Raw genomic sequence first — 20,757 nt, forward strand, 5'->3', positions numbered from 1 at the left:
GGATCCCTCCTTCCAAAGCTTGCAACGAATTCTAAAGTAACTTGCGATTTGCTTCTGCTCTGCCTTTCTCTCTCTATCAAACAGAATGAGCAAATAGGAATAAAATAAATAATGATGAAGGCAAGATGCTTGCGGTCTTATGCTCCTCCCATTAAAGGATTCATTGCCAGCCGTAAGTCTTGTCATAAATAGTAGACGTATTACTTCAGCGAACGGTTCAACTGAATAATTTCTTTTGCAAGTGTTGCCGCTTTGAAGAAATCTTTTTGCCTCTCCGCCTCTGCACGTTCTAGTTCTTTTTCCTTTATCATTGACAAATTCCGATGATTCAACACTTTTTTTACATAATCACTTAATTCAGCTTCACTTAGTTCGTCTCCAACTTGAATCATGAATATATCCGTCAGGAGCTGATTGATCACATCATCTTCTATACGGTTCATCAGATGCTGCGGGGTCGGCTCCTTGCCTTCTTCATACAATGCATAAATGTATGTTGCCAGCGCTCTGTGCGAATCTATATTAAATTCAAACCCTATCCTATCAAGCACTTTTCGGATCACGTCATCATTTTTCAACATATGTGCAAGGAGCATTCGCTCTGCGTTTTCATATGCCGGCCTTAGACGTTTTCGTCTTACCTGTGTTGACAGATGTGCACGCCGCTTTTCAAGCCCATTTTCTTCTTGCGAGCTCTTGGCCTCTTGTCGCTGCTGCTTTTCAAAAAGCTCCAATTGCTCCTTTAATGAGTCAAGTGAAATGGAGAACTCCCCGGCCAGCTGCTTCATGTAAATCTCTTGTTCCAAGGAACCGTTTAATCGGCTGATTTCTCGGAGAACCTGCTTCATGTAAGTCAGGCGGTCTCCTTCGTCAGACAAATTCTTTCCTCTTCGGAAAAAATTCATCTTAAATGTCATTAATGTCACACTTGCATCTATGATGTCATTCCTAAATTTCTCGCCGCCATATTTACGAATGTAATCATCTGGATCAAGTCCATCTGGTATCATGGCAACGCGAACTTTACATCCTCTTTTTCCAAGCAAATCTGATGCTTTCATGGTCGCTTCATACCCAGCCGTGTCAGAGTCATAACATAAAATGATCTCTTCTACGTTCCGCCTAAGAAGCTTTACGTGCTCTTCTGTTAAAGACGTACCCATTGTTGCAACACTTTCGCCAACACCACTTGTGACAGCCGAGATGACGTCAGCAAATCCTTCGAAAAGGACTGCACGTTCGCGTTTTCTAATATGCATACGCGCGTCATGAAAGTGATAAAGCAGCTTACTTTTATGAAAAAGTGGCGTTTCAGGACTATTCATATACTTTGGCTGCTGATCACCAAGTGATCTTCCAGAAAAAGCGACGACCGTCCCGTGATGATCATGAATTGGAAACATGACACGATCTCTAAAGCGGTCAAAAAAACCTGTGCCGTTTTCTCGTTGAATCAAAAGACCAGCCTTCTCCATCATCGCAGGATCAAACCCTCGTTTTTCTAAAAACTTGGTCACGAAATCCCACGAGTCGAGAGCATATCCGATCTCAAACTTGGCAATTGTTTCATCCGTAAAGCCCCTGGACCTTAAATAATCGAGTGCGTTTTGACCTTCCTTTGTATTTACCAGCAAATGGTGGTAAAATTTCTTAAGAAGCTCATGCGCCTCAATCATTTTATGATCTGCTGTATCCTCTTGCTGTGAGGAACTGATCTGCGCATTCGCTACATGATCCGGCAAATCAATATGGTACTTATCAGCAACATGTGAAACGGCTTCAATAAATGAGTAGCCTTCCATTTGTCTGAGGAACGAAAATACATTGCCTCCTGCACCACAGCCAAAACAATGGAAGATTTGCTTATCTGCTGAAACAGAGAATGAAGGAGTATTTTCACCATGGAATGGACAAAGACCGAAGTAATTCCGACCTTGTTTTCTAAGCTGTACGTATTCTCCAATCACTTCGACAATGTCTGCGTTTTTTTGGATTTGCTCCAAAAGTTCATCTGGTATACGTTTGCTCATCCTAATAACACTCCGTCGTACATTATTCGCCTTTTAATTCAAAAATCCTTCATGATTCGACAGGATTTTTTGTAGTTGGGCAATAAATCGCTTTTTATCCTCTTCTAAAAGCTTTTTGGGACCTTTTCCGTATACACCTTTTCTTCGCTGTTTACTGGAAACATGCCTGCGTTCCAAATCAAAATCAATTGTTTCGTTTGTGTACATTCGTCCTCTTTCAGACAGAACAATGACTTGTCTTGGAAGCAGTAAGGAGGCCAGACCAATATCCTGGGTGACAACAATATCGTGCTTGACAGCTAAGTTCGCAATGACTAAATCTGCTGCTTCCTTATGTGTATCAACAAACCGCCAATCTTCAAGTGGTGATCGTTTGGTTTGAAAATGCTCATATGAAGCAATGAAAGTCACAGGTACTTGAAATTGAGATGCGACAGAAAGGATTTCGTCTTTTACAGGACAAGCATCTGCATCGACATAAATCGTCCTTTCTTTTTTACGTTCATTCAGGTGACTAATTCTCCATCCCTCCACCTTATTCCTGCTTTAGAGAAGCAAAAAGACCATACTTTTCCCCCATAAAGCAATCAACAGTAAAACTCATTTTGTCGAAAAGTTATGTTCAGAATCACTTGACTTCTGCCAATATTAGTTTATTCGTTCTTGACTTAACTTAAACCTAAAATCAATCATTTTATCACAATTTTTTATTATAATACAAATGCAGCAAATATGCTATTGTTTTTGTTTACCCGTTTCCCACCATAGGAAAAACCCAGGAGGAGCATCCTGAGTTTATTCGGAACCTCTTTTGGTCAGCATTTGATGAATGACATTTGCTGTCTCCTCAACTGCTTTATTCGATACATCAACAACTTGACAGTTAATGCGGTCAACCACTTTTTCAAAATATTCTAGTTCCTCTTTAATCCGCTCGATATTCGCATAAATGGCACGGTCATTTAAACCGAGTGATTTTAAACGTTCTTTACGGATATGATTTAGTTTGTCTGGACTAATTTTCAGGCCGATGCATTTTTTTGGATCAACTGAGAATAACTCCTCTGGCGGATCAACTTCAGGAACAATCGGAACGTTTGCTACCTTCAAGCGTTTATGTGCTAAGTATTGAGAAAGTGGTGTCTTAGACGTACGCGATACACCAATCAGCACAATATCAGCCTTTAGAATACCTCTTGGGTCCCGGCCATCATCATATTTCACAGCGAACTCAATGGCTTCTACCTTTTTAAAATAGTCCTCATCTAATTGACGTACACGACCTGGCTCATGTTTCGCTTCATTTCCATATGCCGTCTCCATTTTATCAATAAGTGGACCGATAATGTCATAGTACACGACGCCATTCGCTTCTGCTTCTTCTATTAAGAATTGGCGCATTTCTGGCACAACAAGAGTAAAGCAAACGATCCCATTATCTGCTTTCGCCAATGAAATCACTTCTTTAATCGTACCGACATCCTCTACATATGGGATTCTTCTAATATTTGAATGGTCGGATGAGCCGCCATCAAATTGGCTAAGTGCCGCTTTGACCACGAGCTCTGCCGTTTCTCCTACTGAATCTGATACAACAAAAATTACGCGATTACTCATAACATCCCCTCGCAGTCTTCTGTAATTAGATAATTTCGTTCTCTGATAAGCTAACAAGTATTTTCGTCATGTTTGTTTTCGTAATTCTGCCGACCACTTCAAAGCCTTTATCCGTATCTTTTATAACAGGAAGTGCATCTATTTGCTTTTCAATCAAGTGCTTGGCCACATCCATAATAAAATCTTCTTTGCGGCAAACGGTAATGTTCGGCATTCTTGTCATAATAATATGGACAGGTATAGATGGAAGCTCTTGTTTCCCAATACTTGCTCGAAGGAGGTCTTTTCTTGATAACACGCCTGTTAAAATAGAGTGATCGTCCACAACGAATAATGTGCCCACATCCTCTAAAAACATCGTACAAATCGCATCATAAACCGAAACATTCTCGTGTATCACGACCGGAATGGACTGAAAATCTTTCACTTGAAGTTTTTTCAGCTTATCTGCCAGAAGCTGCGTGCCTGTTTTGCCTGTAAAAAAGTAGCCGACCCTTGGTCTTGCTTCTAAAAAGCCAGACATCGTTAAAATGGCTAAATCCGGTCTGAGGGTAGCCCTTGTTAAGTTCAGCCGATCGGCGATATGCTCTCCAGTGATCGGACCATTCTCTTTGACAATCTGTAAAATCTGCTCTTGCCGTTTATTTAACTCGATTGTACTCACCACCTTTAAATAGAGAGAGCGAATCCTTACTTTATGTATATCAATTTCATAACTCATCATATTATAGCGCATCTTTGTCCGAATGAAACAAAAATCCACTCAAAAACCGTGAATTAAATGAGTAAAAAACGATTGCCCTTCGAAAAAGGCAACCGTTCTTAGGTATTTATTTTACAATTAAATTGTTCATATTCGCAAATGATTGAATGACTTTTGCAAGTTTGACCATTTGTGCCAAACGATTTTGTTTCAGTTTTTCATCATCGGCATGAACCATTGTATGGTCGAAATAATGAACAATTGGTGCCTTTAACGTATCTAACGCTTCAAGTGCTGAATGGTACTGTCCACTTGCCATATGCTCGTTGACGGCTTTTTCCGCTTGCTGATACGCTTCAAATAGCTTTTGTTCGTGTTCATTTTCAAACAGTTCAGGCTGAATCTGTGCGTCTTCCCCTTTTTTACTGATTGAAATGACGCGGCCTAGTGCCTCAGCCGTTTCTTTGAAACTCTCCTGTTTCACGCTCTCTTCAAGAACAGCTGCTTTTTTCACAACCGCATATGGTTCAATATTTTCAACATCAAGGACTGCTTCCACCACGTCATGACGGATATGTTCTGCTTGGAGAACATATTTCAAACGGTGTGTTAAAAATTCAATGAGAGCAGCTTCATGTTTAGTCTCTACTTGAGCTAGTGCTAAAAGCTCTTTAAATGAAAGATTCCATTGGCGGTCGAGCAGGATTTGAACGATACCGCTCGCTTGTCTTCTTAATCCATAAGGATCTTGAGAGCCCGTTGGAATGACATCAATTGAGAAGAATGAACAAATAGAATCTAATTTATCCGCCACTGCAACAATCGCCCCAATAAGTGTTGACGGCGCATCGTCACCAGCAAAACGCGGCATATAGTGCTCGTTGATACTTTTTGCCACTTCTTCATGCTCGCCAAGTGCTCTAGCATATTTTTCACCCATGATTCCTTGCAGTTCTGGGAATTCATAGACCATCTGAGTCACAAGGTCAAATTTAGAAATACTGGCTGCTCTTGCAGCGCGTTTAGACGTTTCTTCATCTGCACCCACATGACTAGCAAGGCGAACGGCAATGTCTGTTACTCTTTTCAGCTTGTCGCCAATCGTGCCAAGTTTCTCATGGAATACGACTTTATCAAGCTTTTGAATGTTGTCTTCAATGACGAGTTTTTCGTCTTCTTTATAGAAAAATGCCGCATCTGATAAACGTGCACGAAGGACCTTTTCGTTCCCTCTTGCCACATTTTCAAGTGCCTCACTGTTTCCATTTCTGACCGTAATAAAGTGCGGCAGTAATTCCCCTTGTTCATTTTTCACAGGGAAATAACGCTGATGCTCTTTCATTGTCGTAACAAGCACTTCTTCCGGTAGCGCAAGAAATTCTTCTTCAAAAGAACCAAATAGAACGGTTGGATATTCAACGAGATCGTTCACTTCTTCTAGAAGCTCAGGATCAACTGGAATGACCCAGCCTTTTTCGGAAGAAAGGGCATGTAATTGCTCAGTAATTAATTGTTTTCTTTTATCTGAATCTACAATGACAAATTGATCTCTTAATGTTTGCTCATAAGAAGCTGGTGTGTCAATGCTGGCTGTCGTCCCTAGGAAACGATGTCCTCTAGTCTCCCGTCCGCTTTTCACTCCTGCAATTTCGACAGGAATGATCTCTTGACCAAATAAACAAACAATCCATTTAATTGGACGGATATAGCGTAAATCTTCGCTTCCCCATCTCATGTTCTTTGGAAAACTCAATGAAGCTGCAATGTCCCCCAATGCTGGAAGAAGGTCTTTGACTTGCTTACCTTCTTGAAACTTTTGGACATGGACATAATCCACACCTTTGATGTCTTTGAAATACAGATCATCAGTTGAAGCGCCTTGTCCGCGGGCAAAACCTTCGGCAGCTTTTGTCCAATTGCCTTCAGCATCTTGAGCAATCTTTTTAGCCGGTCCTTTTGCTTCTTCTTTGATGTCCTCTTGTTTTTCTGCAACACCTTTGACGAGTACAGCTAGACGTCTTGGTGAATTAAATAAAGCAACGTCTTCGAATGAAATATTTTGCGCTACGAACCAAGCTTTTACTTTGTCACCTAGTTGCTTTGTGCTTTCTGGCATGAAACGAGCCGGCATCTCTTCTAAGCCGATTTCAAGTAATACATCTTGTTTATTCATGAGAAGCCGCCTCCTCTTTTAGCATAGGGAATCCTAGTTTTTCTCGTTCTTCGTAATATGTTTTGGCTACTTTTCTCGCTAACTGACGTACTCTTCCGATATAACCTGTTCGCTCAGTCACAGAAATCGCGCCTTTGGCATCAAGCAGGTTAAAGGTGTGAGAACATTTGAGTACATAATCATATGCCGGGTGAACAAGCCCTTTGTCCATTTGACTATGTGCTTCTTTTTCATACGTTGTAAATAAATCGAACAGCATATCCGTATTAGATGTTTCAAACGTATACACAGTATGCTCGTATTCAGCCATTAAGAATAAATCTCTTACAGTAAAGCCATCTGTCCATTCAAGGTCAAACACATTTTCTTTGTCCTGAATGTACGAAGCAAGACGCTCAATTCCGTATGTGATTTCAACAGAAACTGGCTTACATTCTAAACCGCCGACTTGCTGGAAATACGTAAATTGCGTAATTTCCATTCCATCTAGCCAAACTTCCCAACCAAGTCCTGCGCAGCCAAGAGATGGGTTTTCCCAGTTGTCTTCAACAAAACGAATATCATGTTTCAGCGGGTCAATTCCAAGCGCCTTCAATGATTCTAGATACAGTTCTTGAATATTGTCAGGTGATGGCTTAATGATCACTTGAAATTGATGATGTTGATACAATCTGTTTGGGTTTTCTCCATATCTGCCGTCAGCCGGACGTCTTGAAGGTTCTACATAGGCTACCTTCCATGGCTCTGGCCCAATGCTTCTGAGGAACGTGTATGGACTCATCGTTCCAGCACCTTTTTCTGTGTCATATGCCTGCATTAATACGCAGCCTTCATTTGACCAATGCTTTTGCAGTGTCAAAATCATGTCTTGAATATTCAATGATCGCACCTCCATCTTTTTTACACCATCCGCTATGTATGGCGGTGGGGCCTAGAACCTTTTTGCAAAACACAAAAACTCCCGTCTCTATGCTCACAAGGTTCCTTGCAAACATAGGGACGAGAGTTTTTCCCGCGGTTCCACCCTATTTGCTGGTGTCGTAGCACCCAGCCGCTTTGTTTTACGTTGCTCAAGAATGCCTTTCGTTACGTGTCCATCCTTAGCTCACACCGCCCTAAGGTCGCTTTTATGGCTGATACGTAAGTACTTCTTTCTGTCAATGCAACATATTTGATCTTAGATGATCTTACAAAAAGTCACGAGAGATGTCAACTTTTGTTTTCACCATCCATTAGCTTTTTCATGGATTCCATTTGATTCATGAATTTTTTTGATTTTAAATAAAGACCTGAATACTCTTCATAATAATGATCGAGCACTTGACGAATTTCTTGTTTCGTTTGTGGTTTCACGTCAACCTGACCAAGCCTTGATAAATCAAAATAATGAAACAAACGGAGCAGTCTTGCTGCTGCTGGGGATAAGGGCAGTTTATATGGATCTTTAGAAAAGCATTGCTTACAGATGAATCCGTTATCTCTAATTGAGAAATGGAACTGCCCTTCTTTTTGACCGCAGTGTACACATTGGTCCAGTTCAGGCTTCAACCCCATCACTGACAGCATTTTAACCTCTACGATAAATAAAATAATATCAGCATCTGTGCCTTCATTGAGATGGCGTAAAGATTGAAGAAGAAGTTCAAACAAGTAAGGGTTTGGTTTCTTTTCTTCTGTTCCTTTATCAAGTAATTCTGTCATATATGCGGCATATGCGGTCAGAAATAAATCTTCCCGAATGGTCCGCATGCTTTCCATCATTTCACCTTGCTGGAGCGTTCCAAGTCCTGTTGATGATTGGATCAGGAAGGTTCCGTATAAAAACGGCTGGCTTATGGCTGACAGGCGGCTGTTCGATTTCTTAGCGCCTCTTGCCATCACACCAATTTTCCCATGTTCTCTAGTGAGCAGCGTGACAATTTTGTTTGTTTCGCCATAATCTGTTGTTCTAAGGACGATTCCTTCACTTTTAATGAGCATTTGTCTACACTCCGAGCATTGGAGGGGGTCAAGAATTATAAGATTGGAAAATCAAGTCGTGCTATTTCTTCTTCAAGTACATCGGGTCTTTCCAGGTTCTCCTTTTCTAACTCTTTGAAAAGCAGATACGTGTCAACGCTTCCTGTTTGTGAAAATACGTTCCATGTAAAATTCAACATAAAAACCCCACCTTTCTTTATTAGAAGCAGCAACGCTACATCCAACATATTAATTTTATCTTGACCAGGCTACCTCCATTTCATGATAAACAATTTTTACTAATCGAACCGCACCATTGTCAGATCTACTAACAACTGTATCGGTTTTTAATATTCGTCTTCTCTAAATCCGAAATCACGAAGATGTGTGGATTTATTACGCCAGTCCTTCTGCACTTTTACCCAAAGCTCTAAATACACCTTTGAGCCTAAAAGTGCTTCAATGTCTCTGCGCGCTTTTTGTCCCACTTCTTTTAATAAGCTGCCGCGCTTACCAATCACAATCCCTTTTTGTGAATCACGTTCTACGACGATGGTCGCTGCAACATGAATCTTGCCGTTTTCATCTGGCTTGATCGATTCAATTGCAACCGCAATACTGTGAGGGATCTCTTCTCTCGTTAAATGCAGCACTTTTTCACGAATTAATTCAGAAATAATAAATCGCTCTGGGTGATCTGTTACTTGATCTGCCGGATAAAATTGAGGGCCTTCTGGAAGATAACCTTCAATTTGCTGAAGAAGCGTATCAATGTTGTTGCCTTCAAGTGCTGAAATTGGCACAATTTCCTTAAATGGGTAACGTGTACGGTATTCATCAATTAAAAGGAACAGTTCATCCGGATGAATTTGGTCAATTTTATTGACGACAAGGAACACCGGTGTCGATGTTTGCTTTAGTCGTTCAATGATGAATTCATCACCTTTTCCATAGCCTTCCTGTGCGTTGATCATAAACAAGATCAGGTCGACTTCCTTGAGTGTATTTTGAGCCACCCTCATCATAAAATCGCCAAGTTTGTGCTTCGGTTTATGAATTCCTGGTGTATCGATAAAAATCGTTTGTGACGTGTTCGTTGTCAGAACACCTTGCACTTTGTTTCGAGTCGTTTGGGGCTTATCACTCATAATCGCAATCTTTTGTCCAATTACACGATTAAGAAAGGTCGATTTCCCTACATTTGGTCTTCCAATAATTGATACAAATCCTGATTTGAAGCTTTCGTTAGTCATTTAAATCCTCCGGTGAAAATGCGCCTGGCAATAGTTCGTTTACTGTCGTTTCGTATATATGACCTTTTAAGTTCGTTAGAATCACTGGCATATCAGGTGCACATAGCTCTGAAATGACCTGTCTGCATGCGCCGCATGGTGAAACAGGTCGATCTGTATCAGCCACTACTGCAAGCATTTGAAAAGATGTGATGCCCTCTGAGTACGCTTTAAAAAGTGCTGTTCTTTCCGCACAATTACACATACCATATGCTGCATTTTCAATATTGCAGCCGCCATACACTTTTCCGTCATGCGATAATAATGCTGCACCGACTTTGAATTTAGAATAGGGTACATATGCAAAATCTCTTGCTTTGACTGCTTCTGAAATCAACTCTTGTTTGTTCATTCTAGTTCCCACTTTCAGAAGAAATGGTACCACTGTCACATTTATATTTTACATAATTCACGTGACATTTTCACGCCCATTTCTAAAAATGTTAATAAATAGTAATATTGTTCTATTGCATGATCTTCGGTAAGAAGATGATCAACCCAATCATAACCGAAATGGCGGCGTAAACGCAAACAGCGCCTGCTGCGGCGTCCTTCGCTCTCTCAGCAAGAGGATGCTTCTCTTCTGTGAAAAGATCTACTGTATGTTCAATCGCTGTATTCACAAGTTCTAACGCAAACATCCCGCCGCATAAAAGCAGAATGATCATCCATTCAACCGGATGAATGTGAAACCAAAAGCCGCAAATCACCACGATGATGGCTGCGACTGTGTGAAACCGAAAATTCCGTTCATTCAAGAAAGTTCGCCATATTCCTCTAAATGCATAATAAAAACTCCGAAAAAAACGGACAAGCGGCGTTCGCTTCTTACGATGATCTCGAAAGGCCATAATCATCCAAGATTTTTGTCTGTTTGGCGAACATTTCTTTTTCATCTTCTTCTGTCATATGATCATAGCCAAGCAAATGAAGAAAACCATGAATCGTTAAAAATCCTAGCTCTCTCATGAAGGAATGTCCATATTCCTCTGCTTGCTCTTTCGTACGATCAACACTAATGATAATGTCACCAAGTACAGGCGGAATGTCATCAGCTCCAATGATTTCAATTTCCCCTTCGCCTTCTTCCTCAAGGGCAAATGAAATTACATCTGTTGGTGCATCTTTTCCTCGGTATTCTTTATTAATTTGATGAATTTCTTCATTTGAAACGATCGATACTGATACTTCCGCTTGATCTTTTACCTCAAGGGCATCCGCAGCAAATTGAAGAAGCTTTTCCACTTCTTCAAGCTGCTCTTTCGATACTTGTCCTGTTTCATCTATTAAATCGATTAACAATGTCATTTACTTCACCTTCTGCTTCGGGGCATCTGGATATTCAATCCGAGAATGGAAAATCCCCTTTAATGTTGTACAAATTGTTTGGCTAATAATATTTAATTCTTTAAATGTCAGATCACATTCACTAAATTGCCCATCCTGCATCTTATCTGAAATAATGCCTTTGACCAGCTTTTCAATCCGCTCAGGGTTTGGATTATGCATCGAACGAACCGCCGCTTCCACGCTGTCAGCCACAGAAATAATGGCCGCTTCTTTCGATTGCGGTTTTGGACCAGGATAACGAAATTCTTCTTCTGTCACCTGATCATCCCGTTCTTTTGCCTTATAGTAAAAGAACTTCAGCAGGGACTTTCCGTGATGCTGTTCTGCAATGTCCACAAGTTCCTCTGGAAACTTCTTTTCTCTCAGCATTTCAGCACCATCTGTCGTATGGGCAATAATAATATTCTTGCTCAGCTGAGGAGAAAGCTTGTCGTGCGGATTATCAATGTTCATTTGGTTTTCAATAAAGTATTGGGGTCTTTTCGTTTTTCCAATGTCATGATAATAAGCCCCAACCCTTGCTAACAATCCATTTGCACCGACTGCTTCACATGCAGCATCCGCTAAATTCGCCACCATGACACTATGATGATATGTACCTGGCGTCTCTGTTAAGATCTTTTTCAGCAGCGGATGATTCGGGTTTGATAATTCAATAAGCTTCATGGTCGAAAGTATGCCAAACATGCTCTCAAAGACTGGCATTAACCCGATAACCAAAATAGCCGATGCAAACCCTGACACAATCGCCATGATGAGGTTTACACCTATTTCAAGCCCTGATGGAGAAGAATTTTGAATCAGCATAATGGACAGCACAACAAGTACATTCACCAAAGCTACCCAAAGCCCCGCCTGCAAAATTTTTGATCTCGCATTATGTTTTCTCAAAAATAAAATCCCCGCCATCCCGCTTATTAAATAATAAGCACAGATGACATAGTTAAAGACGCCTGTTACTCCTTGATTAAACATCATACTGCCGCAAAGGGCAAATACAAGGCCGGAGAAGATCGCCAGCCGCTCATTGATCAGCAGCTTAATCAGCATCGTGCCAAGTGCCACAGGCACGACGTAGCCGATGGTTGTATATTTGGTTTCCTGGAAGAGACTGAATACTTCCATGATGATTAAAATAATGGTGAAAATAAGCGAGTACAGCAGTAACGATTTATTCTTATGGACGAGCGACTTTTTCCTCGATTCCAGTGAGTGGACAATCGCCGCTAAGAAGAGACCAATTAAGATGATAAGACCGCTTACAGGCTTAAACAAATTGGAGCTGTTTAAAAGGCCGGTCAGTTCTAATTTGCGATACACTTCGCGGTCAATGAGCTCTCCTTCTTCCACTAAAATTTGCCCTTGCTTAATTTGAACCGGCTGGATATTATCAGCTGCTTCTTGTCTTTTCTTCTCTGTTGCGACCGGGTCAAATACATAGTTTGGAATAATCGCAAATTCACCAATTTCTTTCGCTGCATTTAAATATTTTGACGGAATCGAATTGTTTTCAAGCTCTGCTTTCACTTGTTTCTTTTCATCTTGCAGCTTAGAAGCTGTGATTTCTTTACCCATGAGCGAATTGACCACTGTGATGATGGAGTCCTTTGTAAAAGAAAGGTTTTCGTCGCTTGCTTGGAGCAGTGCTTTAATCGATTGATCCGAAACAGCTTCCTGCATATCCGTCGTGAGTTTCTCTTTTACATGCTTCACCATCTCTTGATCTGTTGGCGGGTTCTCTTTGTCATCAGCTGCTGCTTTCTTCTCTTCTTTAATGGCTTCAAAGAGGGATGAAATGAGGTCAACACGATTATCAGAATACGCTTTTTTGAGTGTATATTGGTCTTCCACTTGATCCGTTGCTTCTTGTTTCTTTTCTTCTGTTGCTTCTTGGTCATCAACGGTAGACGGAGAATAGATGGTCTGTTCGCTCACTGAAAACAAATCTAGGTCGAGCGATTCAGGCTTTACATGGAAGAAGAGCACCACAAACATGATGGCCGCTAAACCAGCGTATAGCAGTACGTTTAAATAGCGTGAGCGCTCCATTTTCTGAGGTTCTTTTTTAGACAGCAGCCTTTTGCGCTTACTGCCTTTCTGATTCTTTCTCAAGGAAAGTACCTCCTTTTTTACTTTAAACCACGATCGAAACAAAATGACCCGATTAAGGCGATCGGGTCACTCAGTTCATTTTTGCTTTTCGTATGCTCCAATGATCTTCGCCACAAGCGGGTGTCTGACCACATCTGTCTGATCTAATTCAATGAATGAGATACCCTTGATCTCAGCAAGCATGTCCTTTGCAGCTGCAAGGCCTGACTGCATACCTTTAGGCAAATCAATTTGTGTAATATCTCCTGTAATGACCATTTTAGAACCAAAGCCTAGTCTCGTCAAAAACATTTTCATTTGAGCTGGCGTTGTATTCTGCGCTTCATCTAAAATCACAAATGCATCATCAAGCGTCCGCCCTCTCATATAGGCAAGAGGGGCAATTTCAATCACTCCGCGCTCAATTAAACGTTCCGTATGATCACTACCAAGCACATCGTGCAGAGCATCATATAGCGGTCTTAAATAAGGATCGACTTTTTCTTTTAAATCTCCTGGCAAAAAGCCAAGACTTTCTCCTGCTTCAACAGCTGGCCTTGTCAGGATAATCCGTTTGACATGTCCATTTTTCAGGGCATGTACGGCGTTGACCACTGCTAAATACGTTTTACCTGTACCAGCAGGTCCAATCCCAAAGACCAGATCATCTTTTTTCATTGCCGCAGCATATTCACGCTGGCCGATCGTTTTGACTCTGATCGACTTGCCTTTGGCATTTTTCGTAATTTCATCTTCATACATATTTTCAAAATAATTGAGCTTGTCTTTTTGCGCCATTTTAATGGCATAGACGACATCCCGCTCAGAAATCTCAATTCCTTTACGGATGAGATGTAAGAGAGATGTAATCAAACGGCTCACAGTATCTCTTGATGCTTCCTGACCAGAAACATACACTTTCTCTCCACGTGTGATAATGGAGACATTCAGCTCGTTTTCCATCAGTTTCAGATAAGCATCTTGATTGCCAAATAAAGCAATGGCTTCATTTGGGCTATCCAATTTTTGTTGAATCTCAAGTAAATGTTCTGTCATTCTCTAGTCTCCCTGAACAATAGGTGTTGGTTGAACAATATCTTCTATTACTTGGTAAAGGATGATTAACTTAACTTTACCATTCCCTGTTGTCTCGTGCAAAACTTTTTCACTTTTCACCTCACCTGTTTGACCTAGCTTTTCTTCTAATTCTTTTTTACCCATTTTAATCCCTGCTTGAACCGCTTCTTTATTTGTGTATTCTCGATTTATTTTTTCACTTTCTCGTGTGATTTCCTTTTCATAGGAGAACGGCAATTGCATATTCAAAAAATGAAGCGGGTGAACTTCTGTTTCTGTTTTCGGCTGCTGAAAATCATCTTTTTTAAAGGAAAATCCCCAAAATGGGATGGAGCCTCCAAATAAGGAGAGCTTGTGCTTTGTCTTCATTTTACCCGTAAAGACATCAAAAGATGTTCGGAGAGGGACAGAAACTTCAGATCGGTACCATGTTTCACCATAGATTTTCGCTTTGGCTCCGACCGTTTTTTTCTGATCTTCACTCCCGATTAAACCTGAGACGAGCATCTGCCCTTTTTTCACATGCTCATCGACCTGGGCAAGCGGTTCCCCCTTTTCTACATACATTCTCGTGATGACCGCCTTTTTCTTGGCAACGATGTGCTGAGGACTTGTATATTTCTCCTTTTCAGGTTCATTTTTTTCGACCACTTTCATTTGAAACGTCGTTCCGTTCAGTTCAACTCCGACCCATGTAATGCTCTGAATATTGGTCGTCAATGACTTTTGTATTTTTTCAGGTGTCCCCATGAGAAACTGAAAACGCCCTTTTTGTACCCCTATTTCGTCCAGATGCTTTCTCATTTGGTGTTCTGTTTCTGGATTCGCACCTTTAATCTCAATTTTCCACACCATATTTGAAAGAGCCAATATCGTCACTAGGAAAAAAGCCATCCCGAGGGTGAATCCAATATTTCTTCTCGACCATAGAAGAAGAAACGGGAACCCTTTCTTTTGATGAAATGAACATTTCACCTCATGATGTCTGCGCACTTTTCTAAAGGCATGTACATCTGAGAGGCGAATAAATAAGCGCACGCTGTCTTGACGGCGGCTCACTTGAAAAATTGTGATCCCCTGTCTCGTGCACTCATTGATTAGCCGCTCAATACCGCTTCCTCTTATCTCCACTTCCACTCTGCCAATAAAATAGGCAAACCATTTGTTCTTCACGTTTCTCCCCTCCGTCAGTTAAGAATCAATATAACGGACCTCATCGATTTTCCCCTCTAATAAGATCTCTTCTGGCAAAATCGTTTTAATCACAAAGTCTTTTCCTGAAATAATGCACTGTCCTTGCTTGAGCATCAGCCTTACCTCTTGATCACTGAAAAGTAAAAGCCCTTTATGGTTCTCTATGTAAATATGGAGTCTGCCAACCATCGTAATACGGGGAAGATCCATCATCACGTCCGGAGGGATTTCAAGTGTTCTTGTCAGCCATGCTTTAAGTTGATTTTTTCTTTTTCCCATTCAATAAGAACCCCTTCCCACCTCATGTGTATGAGATCAAACTGAAAGATGGTGAGACTGATGAGAAAGCCTCTATATCATCCTATTCCTCAGCGGTTCATATCATGCTAATGAATCCCGTAAAACAGCCGTTTCATCATTTTGACTAAGAAAAATCTCCATTACACAACAAAAAAGCCCCCTTAAGGATGAGGGGGCTTACTTCTTTATCTTTTATATGGTCGTTTCATCGTTCGATGCGGCTTTTTCGCACGAGGCTCTCCAAATACTTCACCAAGGATCATCCCTTGAACGACCGTATCTTGGTTGAGTTTCTCAATCATTTTCGGCTTCATTCCAACAGATGCTGCCTTTGGCCTTGTAAGTTCTCTTTCAAGCGATTGAAACTCTTTATTCAGCTCGCTTTTTCTTTCTTCCATTTCGGCAAGTGTAGCTGTATAACGATCCTGTAAGGACTGTGAACCTTGTTTCTTCATCCCGCCATGATCATGTACATCGCCAAAATCGTCGAGCTGGTCCGTCACGACTGGATCTGGACTTGTTTGTTTTGTTTGCTTTTGCGGCACTGGTTTACGTTGAGGAGCCGGTTTGTTTTGCTGGTTCTTTTGTTCGTTCTCCTCTTGTTTGCCGATTTTCCCAAAGACCGCAGAGATAATACCGATGATAATCGCTATTAGTAACGGATTTTCAAATAGAATGTCCAATGGGCTCCCTCCTTAAAGCGTGAGAGGATGCTTATTTGTTTTCATTATCAGATGGACCTTTTGTCATTTTGCCAAATGAATCTCTCATATCCGTATCAGCATCGATATTCTTAATGTTCATGTAGTCCATAACTCCAATATTACCTTCACGTAGTGCTTCGGCCATTGCAAGTGGTACTTCAGCCTCTGCTTCTACTACTTTCGCGCGCATTTCTTCAACTCTCGCACGCATTTCTTGTTCTTGTGCAACAGCCATCGCGCGGCGTTCTTCTGCTTTCGCCTGTGCAATGTTTTTGTCAGCTTCTGCTTGGTCTGTCTGCAGGATCGCCCCGATATTCTTACCGATATCAACATCTGCGATATCAATCGAGAGAATTTCAAATGCTGTACCTGAATCTAATCCTTTACCAAGAACCGTTTGAGAAATCATATCAGGATTTTCAAGAACCTTTTTATGATTATCTGATGAACCGATTGTCGAAACAATCCCTTCACCTACACGAGCAATGATCGTTTCTTCCCCTGCACCACCGACAAGTCTGTCAATGTTTGCACGAACTGTAATACGTGCTTTTGCTTTTACTTCAATCCCGTCCATCGCAACACCTGAGATAAATGGTGTTTCAATGACTTTAGGGTTTACACTCATTTGGACAGCTTCAAGTACGTCACGGCCTGCTAGGTCGATTGCCGCACAGCGAGCAAAGTTCAATTCGATATTCGCACGCTGAGCTGCGATCAGTGCGTTGACAACGCGGTCTACGTTACCACCTGCAAGATAGTGGCTTTCTAATTGGTTAATCGTCGCATCAAGACCTGCTTTATGCGCTTTGATGAGCGGGTTGACCACTCGGTTTGGAATCACTCGGCGAAGTCTCATTCCTACAAGTGTAAAAATGCTCACTCTTACGCCAGCCGCTAAGGCAGAAATCCACAGCATCACCGGTACAAAGGTGAAGAAGATCGATAGAACGATCAAACCTGCTGCGATAATCACAAATAATAGTAAAGTAGATGGATCCATTTTATTCCTCCTATAAAATCAGTATATCTATACTTTCCTCACGACAATGCGTGAGCCTTCCGCTTTCACAATTTTTACTTGTTCATCCTTATCGATAAAAGCACCTTCTGACACAACATCAATGCGCTCGTCTCCGAATACAATCGTACCAGATGGACGAAGTGCTGTTGCTGTCACTGCGATTTGTCCTACAAGATCATCTCTTGTTTCATTTGAGACATAACCACTTTCTTTATTGGTTGAATCGGTTAAAATGAACTTTTTAAAAAATTTCATACGTTTCCCCAACACCTTTGTCAATAAAATAACTGCTATGATTGAAACAGCAGTGGCAATCAAGATGGAAATCGCCATTTCTGTAAAGCTTCCAGCTGCTAAAAATAAGCTGACAACGACACAGATTAGTCCAATGACACCCACGATTCCCCCTGGCAAAAATAATTCCAGAATGATCAACACAATCCCTGCCAAAAACAGGAACAATGTCTCATATCCTGCAAAACCTGCCACGAGATGACCATAAAAGAATAGAAGAAGCGCTGTGACTCCCATGGTGCCTGGGACCCCAAAGCCGGGAGAATATAATTCAACAATTAACCCTAAGCTCGCGATGGATAAAAGGATAGGAATGACGATCGGATGCGTGAGAAAACGCGCAACCTTTTCAGCAAAGCTCACTTCATCGTATTGAACAGAAGCATCTGCTAAGTTCAACTTCTGAAGCAAGTCATCCATATTTTTCGCTTCTCCTTCTGCATAACCGAACTGAAGTGCCCGATCTGTGTTAAAGGTCAGCAATTCTCCTTTTGGTGCACCAGCTTCTTTTGCGTCTATATCTACATCTGCCATCGCAAGAGCATATTTTGGATCACGCCCCTGCTTTTCAGCAGCGTCACTCATTTCAGCAAGCCATAGAGATTCAGATTTTTGATCGGCAGCGTTGCCTTCACCATCAATAATCGCAGCAGCCCCCATCTTTCCGTTTGGGGTCATATAAATTTGATCGGCATTTAAGGCAATGAATGCCCCGGCTGAAAGCGCTCTATGATTCACAAACGCTGTCACTGGGATATCGGATGCACGAATGGTATCGGCTATTTCAAGCGCCGCATCGACTGCACCACCTGGTGTATTGATGTCGAGAATGATGTGCTTCGCCCGTTCCGACTTTGCCTGCTCAAATGATCGTTCAATGAATTTAGAAAGTCCTTTTTCTACTGTATCTTCAATTGGGATAACATGAACTTTCTGATCTGCTGATTTCGCGGTCAATTGAACCCCTAATAACAAGCATATTATAAAACAACTGAAGAGAGCAATAGAAATTTTCATTTTTTTCATCTATTTGGTGATCCCCCCTCTCTTTCTTTCATTTTACCGTTCCTTTACATACGTTACAAATGTATCATAGGTTTCATTTTTATATGACAGGTTTATGGAGGCATAAAAAAAGTACCCTTCTAACATGAGAAGGATACTTTTTTATTGAGACAGTTGCTCGCTGACAAGTCTGTTAATCACAGCACCATCAGCTTTACCTTTTACTTTTGGCATAATAGCGCTCATCACTTTACCCATATCAGCTTTCGATGAAGCACCGGTTTCGGCGATTGTTTCTTTCACAACCGCCTGCAGTTCTTCTTCAGAAAGCTGTTCAGGTAAATAAACGTCTAAAATGTCAATCTCTTTTTGAACTTTATCTACTAAATCTAAGCGATTAGCTTTCGAAAATTCATGGAGGGAGTCTTTACGTTGCTTAATCTCGCGGGAAAGGACGGTTAGTTCCTCATCTCCGGTCAAACTGTCTTTCTTAAGCTTTATTGCTTCATTTTGCAGTGAAGCCTTTACCATACGAATGACAAGAAGCTTGTCTTTCTCTCGGTTTTTCATAAAAAGCTTCATATCAGAATTTAATTGCTCAAGAAGACTCATAAAATCCACCCTCTTTAGAATTTACGTTTTCTAGCAGCTTCAGACTTTTTCTTACGCTTTACGCTAGGCTTTTCATAAAATTCACGCTTTCTTGCTTCTTGCAATGTTCCAGTTTTGGATACACTGCGTTTAAAGCGACGAAGAGCATCTTCAAGCGATTCGTTTTTTCTAACGACCGTTTTTGACATTCTCTTTCCCTCCCTCCGAATACACCAATCGACTGCATTAAAAAAAGATATACATGCAAAACATGTACCTAGACATTATAATATAAGCCTAGGTTGAGGTCAACTAAGTGATTTGGAAATATATTTTCGTCATGAGCAGGTAGACAAGTCCATATATTCATTGGTAAGAGGAGGACTTTTCTATGATGGCGATCATTTATTTTTGTGCACTTATTTTCATTTTTTTATGGGCAATGGGTTTGCTTAGGAAAGGATTAATGACGCTCACGTCGTCTCGTATTGAGAAATCTCTTCTTCTCTTTACAGATCATCCAGTCAAAGCATTCTTGGTCAGTATTGTGTTTACAGGGGTTCTTCAAAGCAGTTCGGCGTTTATGGTCATCGTTATCGGCTTTGTGAGTACAGGCATTCTCACGTTTAAAAAATCCATACCCATGATTCTTGGAACGAATATCGGCTCAACATTTACGACAGAATTTATTGCCATTAAGATGGACGTGTTTATGTGGGTTCTGATTGCAGCCGGTCTTTTATGTATCATTTTGGGCAGGAAGTCTTTTCGATATGCAGGAAAAAGTTTATTTGGGCTTGGCATGATCTTTTTTTGCATTCAAGGTTTTTCAAAAATTGCAGGGATGATGACCAGTCAGCCAGAGACGCTGCGTTTCCTTGAAATGATGCAGCATTCCGATTGGACAGCTCTTCTCTCTGGTACAGTTCTCACCGCGATTGTTCATTCAAGCTCTGTATGTATCGGTATTTTGATGGGATTTATGAATGAAGGGACTGTCGCTCTAAAAGAAGGCATCAGCTTTGTTTTAGGATCCAATATCGGAACATGTATTACTGCCGTGATGGCTGCTATCTCTGGCGGTTATGCAGCCCGTCAAACCGCGTATGCACACGTCGTGTTTAATGTTCTAGGTGTTCTTTTATGTCTTCCTTTTCTCACCTTTATCACAGAGTTTGTTGCGCTTTTAGCAAGCTCTCCTGCCCAGCAGATTGCGCACTTTAGTCTGCTGTTTAATGTTGCAAGTTCTCTCCTCTTTTTCCCGTTCATCCGCCCTTTTCACGCCTTGATTTTGTTCCTTCTTCCGAATCGGTCAACATAAAAGAAACCGGCTTGCCTAATGGCTGCCGGTTT

At 41.2% G+C, this 20,757-nt stretch carries 22 protein-coding genes; 1 reads left to right on the forward strand and 21 read right to left on the reverse strand.

All coding sequences use genetic code 11. From position 1 onward, the window contains the following. Positions 1 to 200: 200 nt before the first annotated feature. The 21 genes from dnaG to rpsU form a co-directional block, all read right to left on the reverse strand. The gene (gene dnaG, locus EBQ12_RS17970) at positions 201 to 2,030 is read right to left on the reverse strand and encodes a DNA primase (RefSeq protein ID WP_008342393.1); all 1,830 of its coding nucleotides are present in this window, start codon (positions 2,028 to 2,030) and stop codon (positions 201 to 203) included. A 33-nt stretch (positions 2,031 to 2,063) separates the two neighbouring features. Then, the gene (locus EBQ12_RS17975; protein ID WP_008342395.1) at positions 2,064 to 2,564 is read right to left on the reverse strand and encodes a YaiI/YqxD family protein; all 501 of its coding nucleotides are present in this window, start codon (positions 2,562 to 2,564) and stop codon (positions 2,064 to 2,066) included. A gap of 261 nt (positions 2,565 to 2,825) precedes the next feature. Further along, complete coding sequence (locus EBQ12_RS17980; RefSeq protein WP_008342399.1) at positions 2,826 to 3,647, reverse strand: pyruvate, water dikinase regulatory protein; 822 nt, start codon at positions 3,645 to 3,647, stop codon at positions 2,826 to 2,828. Positions 3,648 to 3,672: 25 nt separating this feature from the next. Beyond that, a complete protein-coding gene (gene ccpN, locus EBQ12_RS17985; protein ID WP_024423017.1) occupies positions 3,673 to 4,311 on the reverse strand; it encodes a transcriptional regulator CcpN in 639 nt (212 codons plus the stop codon). A gap of 166 nt (positions 4,312 to 4,477) precedes the next feature. Then, positions 4,478 to 6,523 carry a glycine--tRNA ligase subunit beta gene (gene glyS / locus EBQ12_RS17990; protein ID WP_017367621.1) on the reverse strand — a complete coding sequence of 682 codons (2,046 nt, stop codon included), beginning with the start codon at positions 6,521 to 6,523 and terminating at the stop codon, positions 4,478 to 4,480. Beyond that, positions 6,516 to 7,403 (reverse strand): glycine--tRNA ligase subunit alpha, encoded by an 888-nt coding sequence (glyQ, locus tag EBQ12_RS17995; RefSeq protein ID WP_125590947.1) that lies wholly within the window; start codon positions 7,401 to 7,403, stop codon positions 6,516 to 6,518. The genes glyS and glyQ overlap by 8 nt, the downstream gene beginning before the upstream one ends. 329 nt (positions 7,404 to 7,732) lie before the next feature. After that, on the reverse strand, positions 7,733 to 8,503 hold the full coding sequence (gene recO / locus EBQ12_RS18000; RefSeq protein WP_008342406.1) for a DNA repair protein RecO: 771 nt from the start codon (positions 8,501 to 8,503) through the stop codon (positions 7,733 to 7,735). 35 nt (positions 8,504 to 8,538) lie between these two features. Then, the gene (locus EBQ12_RS18005; RefSeq protein ID WP_008342408.1) at positions 8,539 to 8,682 is read right to left on the reverse strand and encodes a YqzL family protein; all 144 of its coding nucleotides are present in this window, start codon (positions 8,680 to 8,682) and stop codon (positions 8,539 to 8,541) included. 147 nt (positions 8,683 to 8,829) lie between these two features. Then, the gene (era, locus tag EBQ12_RS18010) at positions 8,830 to 9,735 is read right to left on the reverse strand and encodes a GTPase Era (protein ID WP_007501305.1); all 906 of its coding nucleotides are present in this window, start codon (positions 9,733 to 9,735) and stop codon (positions 8,830 to 8,832) included. After that, on the reverse strand, positions 9,728 to 10,126 hold the full coding sequence (locus tag EBQ12_RS18015; RefSeq protein WP_008342410.1) for a cytidine deaminase: 399 nt from the start codon (positions 10,124 to 10,126) through the stop codon (positions 9,728 to 9,730). The genes era and EBQ12_RS18015 overlap by 8 nt, the downstream gene beginning before the upstream one ends. Positions 10,127 to 10,238: 112 nt before the next feature. Next, complete coding sequence (locus EBQ12_RS18020; RefSeq protein WP_008342413.1) at positions 10,239 to 10,625, reverse strand: diacylglycerol kinase family protein; 387 nt, start codon at positions 10,623 to 10,625, stop codon at positions 10,239 to 10,241. Further along, positions 10,603 to 11,082, reverse strand: a complete 480-nt coding sequence (gene ybeY, locus EBQ12_RS18025; RefSeq protein ID WP_007501310.1) for an rRNA maturation RNase YbeY — start codon at positions 11,080 to 11,082, stop codon at positions 10,603 to 10,605. The genes EBQ12_RS18020 and ybeY overlap by 23 nt, the downstream gene beginning before the upstream one ends. After that, positions 11,083 to 13,197: an HD family phosphohydrolase gene (locus tag EBQ12_RS18030; RefSeq protein WP_430384055.1), complete on the reverse strand. Its 2,115-nt coding sequence runs from the start codon at positions 13,195 to 13,197 to the stop codon at positions 11,083 to 11,085. A gap of 114 nt (positions 13,198 to 13,311) precedes the next feature. Further along, positions 13,312 to 14,271, reverse strand: a complete 960-nt coding sequence (locus tag EBQ12_RS18035) for a PhoH family protein (RefSeq protein WP_008342419.1) — start codon at positions 14,269 to 14,271, stop codon at positions 13,312 to 13,314. A 3-nt stretch (positions 14,272 to 14,274) separates the two neighbouring features. After that, complete coding sequence (gene yqfD, locus EBQ12_RS18040; protein ID WP_041090989.1) at positions 14,275 to 15,465, reverse strand: sporulation protein YqfD; 1,191 nt, start codon at positions 15,463 to 15,465, stop codon at positions 14,275 to 14,277. An 18-nt stretch (positions 15,466 to 15,483) separates the two neighbouring features. Further along, on the reverse strand, positions 15,484 to 15,765 hold the full coding sequence (gene yqfC / locus EBQ12_RS18045; RefSeq protein ID WP_003217398.1) for a sporulation protein YqfC: 282 nt from the start codon (positions 15,763 to 15,765) through the stop codon (positions 15,484 to 15,486). Between the two features lie 206 nt (positions 15,766 to 15,971). Beyond that, complete coding sequence (locus EBQ12_RS18050) at positions 15,972 to 16,469, reverse strand: hypothetical protein (RefSeq protein ID WP_125590951.1); 498 nt, start codon at positions 16,467 to 16,469, stop codon at positions 15,972 to 15,974. Positions 16,470 to 16,500: 31 nt separating this feature from the next. Continuing rightward, the gene (floA, locus tag EBQ12_RS18055) at positions 16,501 to 17,493 is read right to left on the reverse strand and encodes a flotillin-like protein FloA (RefSeq protein WP_007501317.1); all 993 of its coding nucleotides are present in this window, start codon (positions 17,491 to 17,493) and stop codon (positions 16,501 to 16,503) included. Between the two features lie 27 nt (positions 17,494 to 17,520). Next, positions 17,521 to 18,834 (reverse strand): NfeD family protein, encoded by a 1,314-nt coding sequence (locus tag EBQ12_RS18060; RefSeq protein WP_007501318.1) that lies wholly within the window; start codon positions 18,832 to 18,834, stop codon positions 17,521 to 17,523. Positions 18,835 to 18,975: 141 nt separating this feature from the next. Further along, positions 18,976 to 19,425, reverse strand: coding sequence for a GatB/YqeY domain-containing protein (locus EBQ12_RS18065; RefSeq protein WP_017358018.1), 450 nt, complete (start codon positions 19,423 to 19,425; stop codon positions 18,976 to 18,978). A 14-nt stretch (positions 19,426 to 19,439) separates the two neighbouring features. Beyond that, positions 19,440 to 19,613 carry a 30S ribosomal protein S21 gene (rpsU, locus tag EBQ12_RS18070; RefSeq protein ID WP_003152957.1) on the reverse strand — a complete coding sequence of 58 codons (174 nt, stop codon included), beginning with the start codon at positions 19,611 to 19,613 and terminating at the stop codon, positions 19,440 to 19,442. A gap of 182 nt (positions 19,614 to 19,795) precedes the next feature. On the opposite strand from rpsU, the gene EBQ12_RS18075 reads away from it, so the two are divergent. Further along, complete coding sequence (locus EBQ12_RS18075) at positions 19,796 to 20,725, forward strand: Na/Pi symporter (protein ID WP_125590953.1); 930 nt, start codon at positions 19,796 to 19,798, stop codon at positions 20,723 to 20,725. Positions 20,726 to 20,757: the final 32 nt, after the last annotated feature.

Origin of the sequence: Bacillus sp. 2B09, from assembly GCF_003946835.1 — a bacterium.
Classification (GTDB): Bacteria; Bacillota; Bacilli; order Bacillales; family Bacillaceae; genus Bacillus; species Bacillus altitudinis.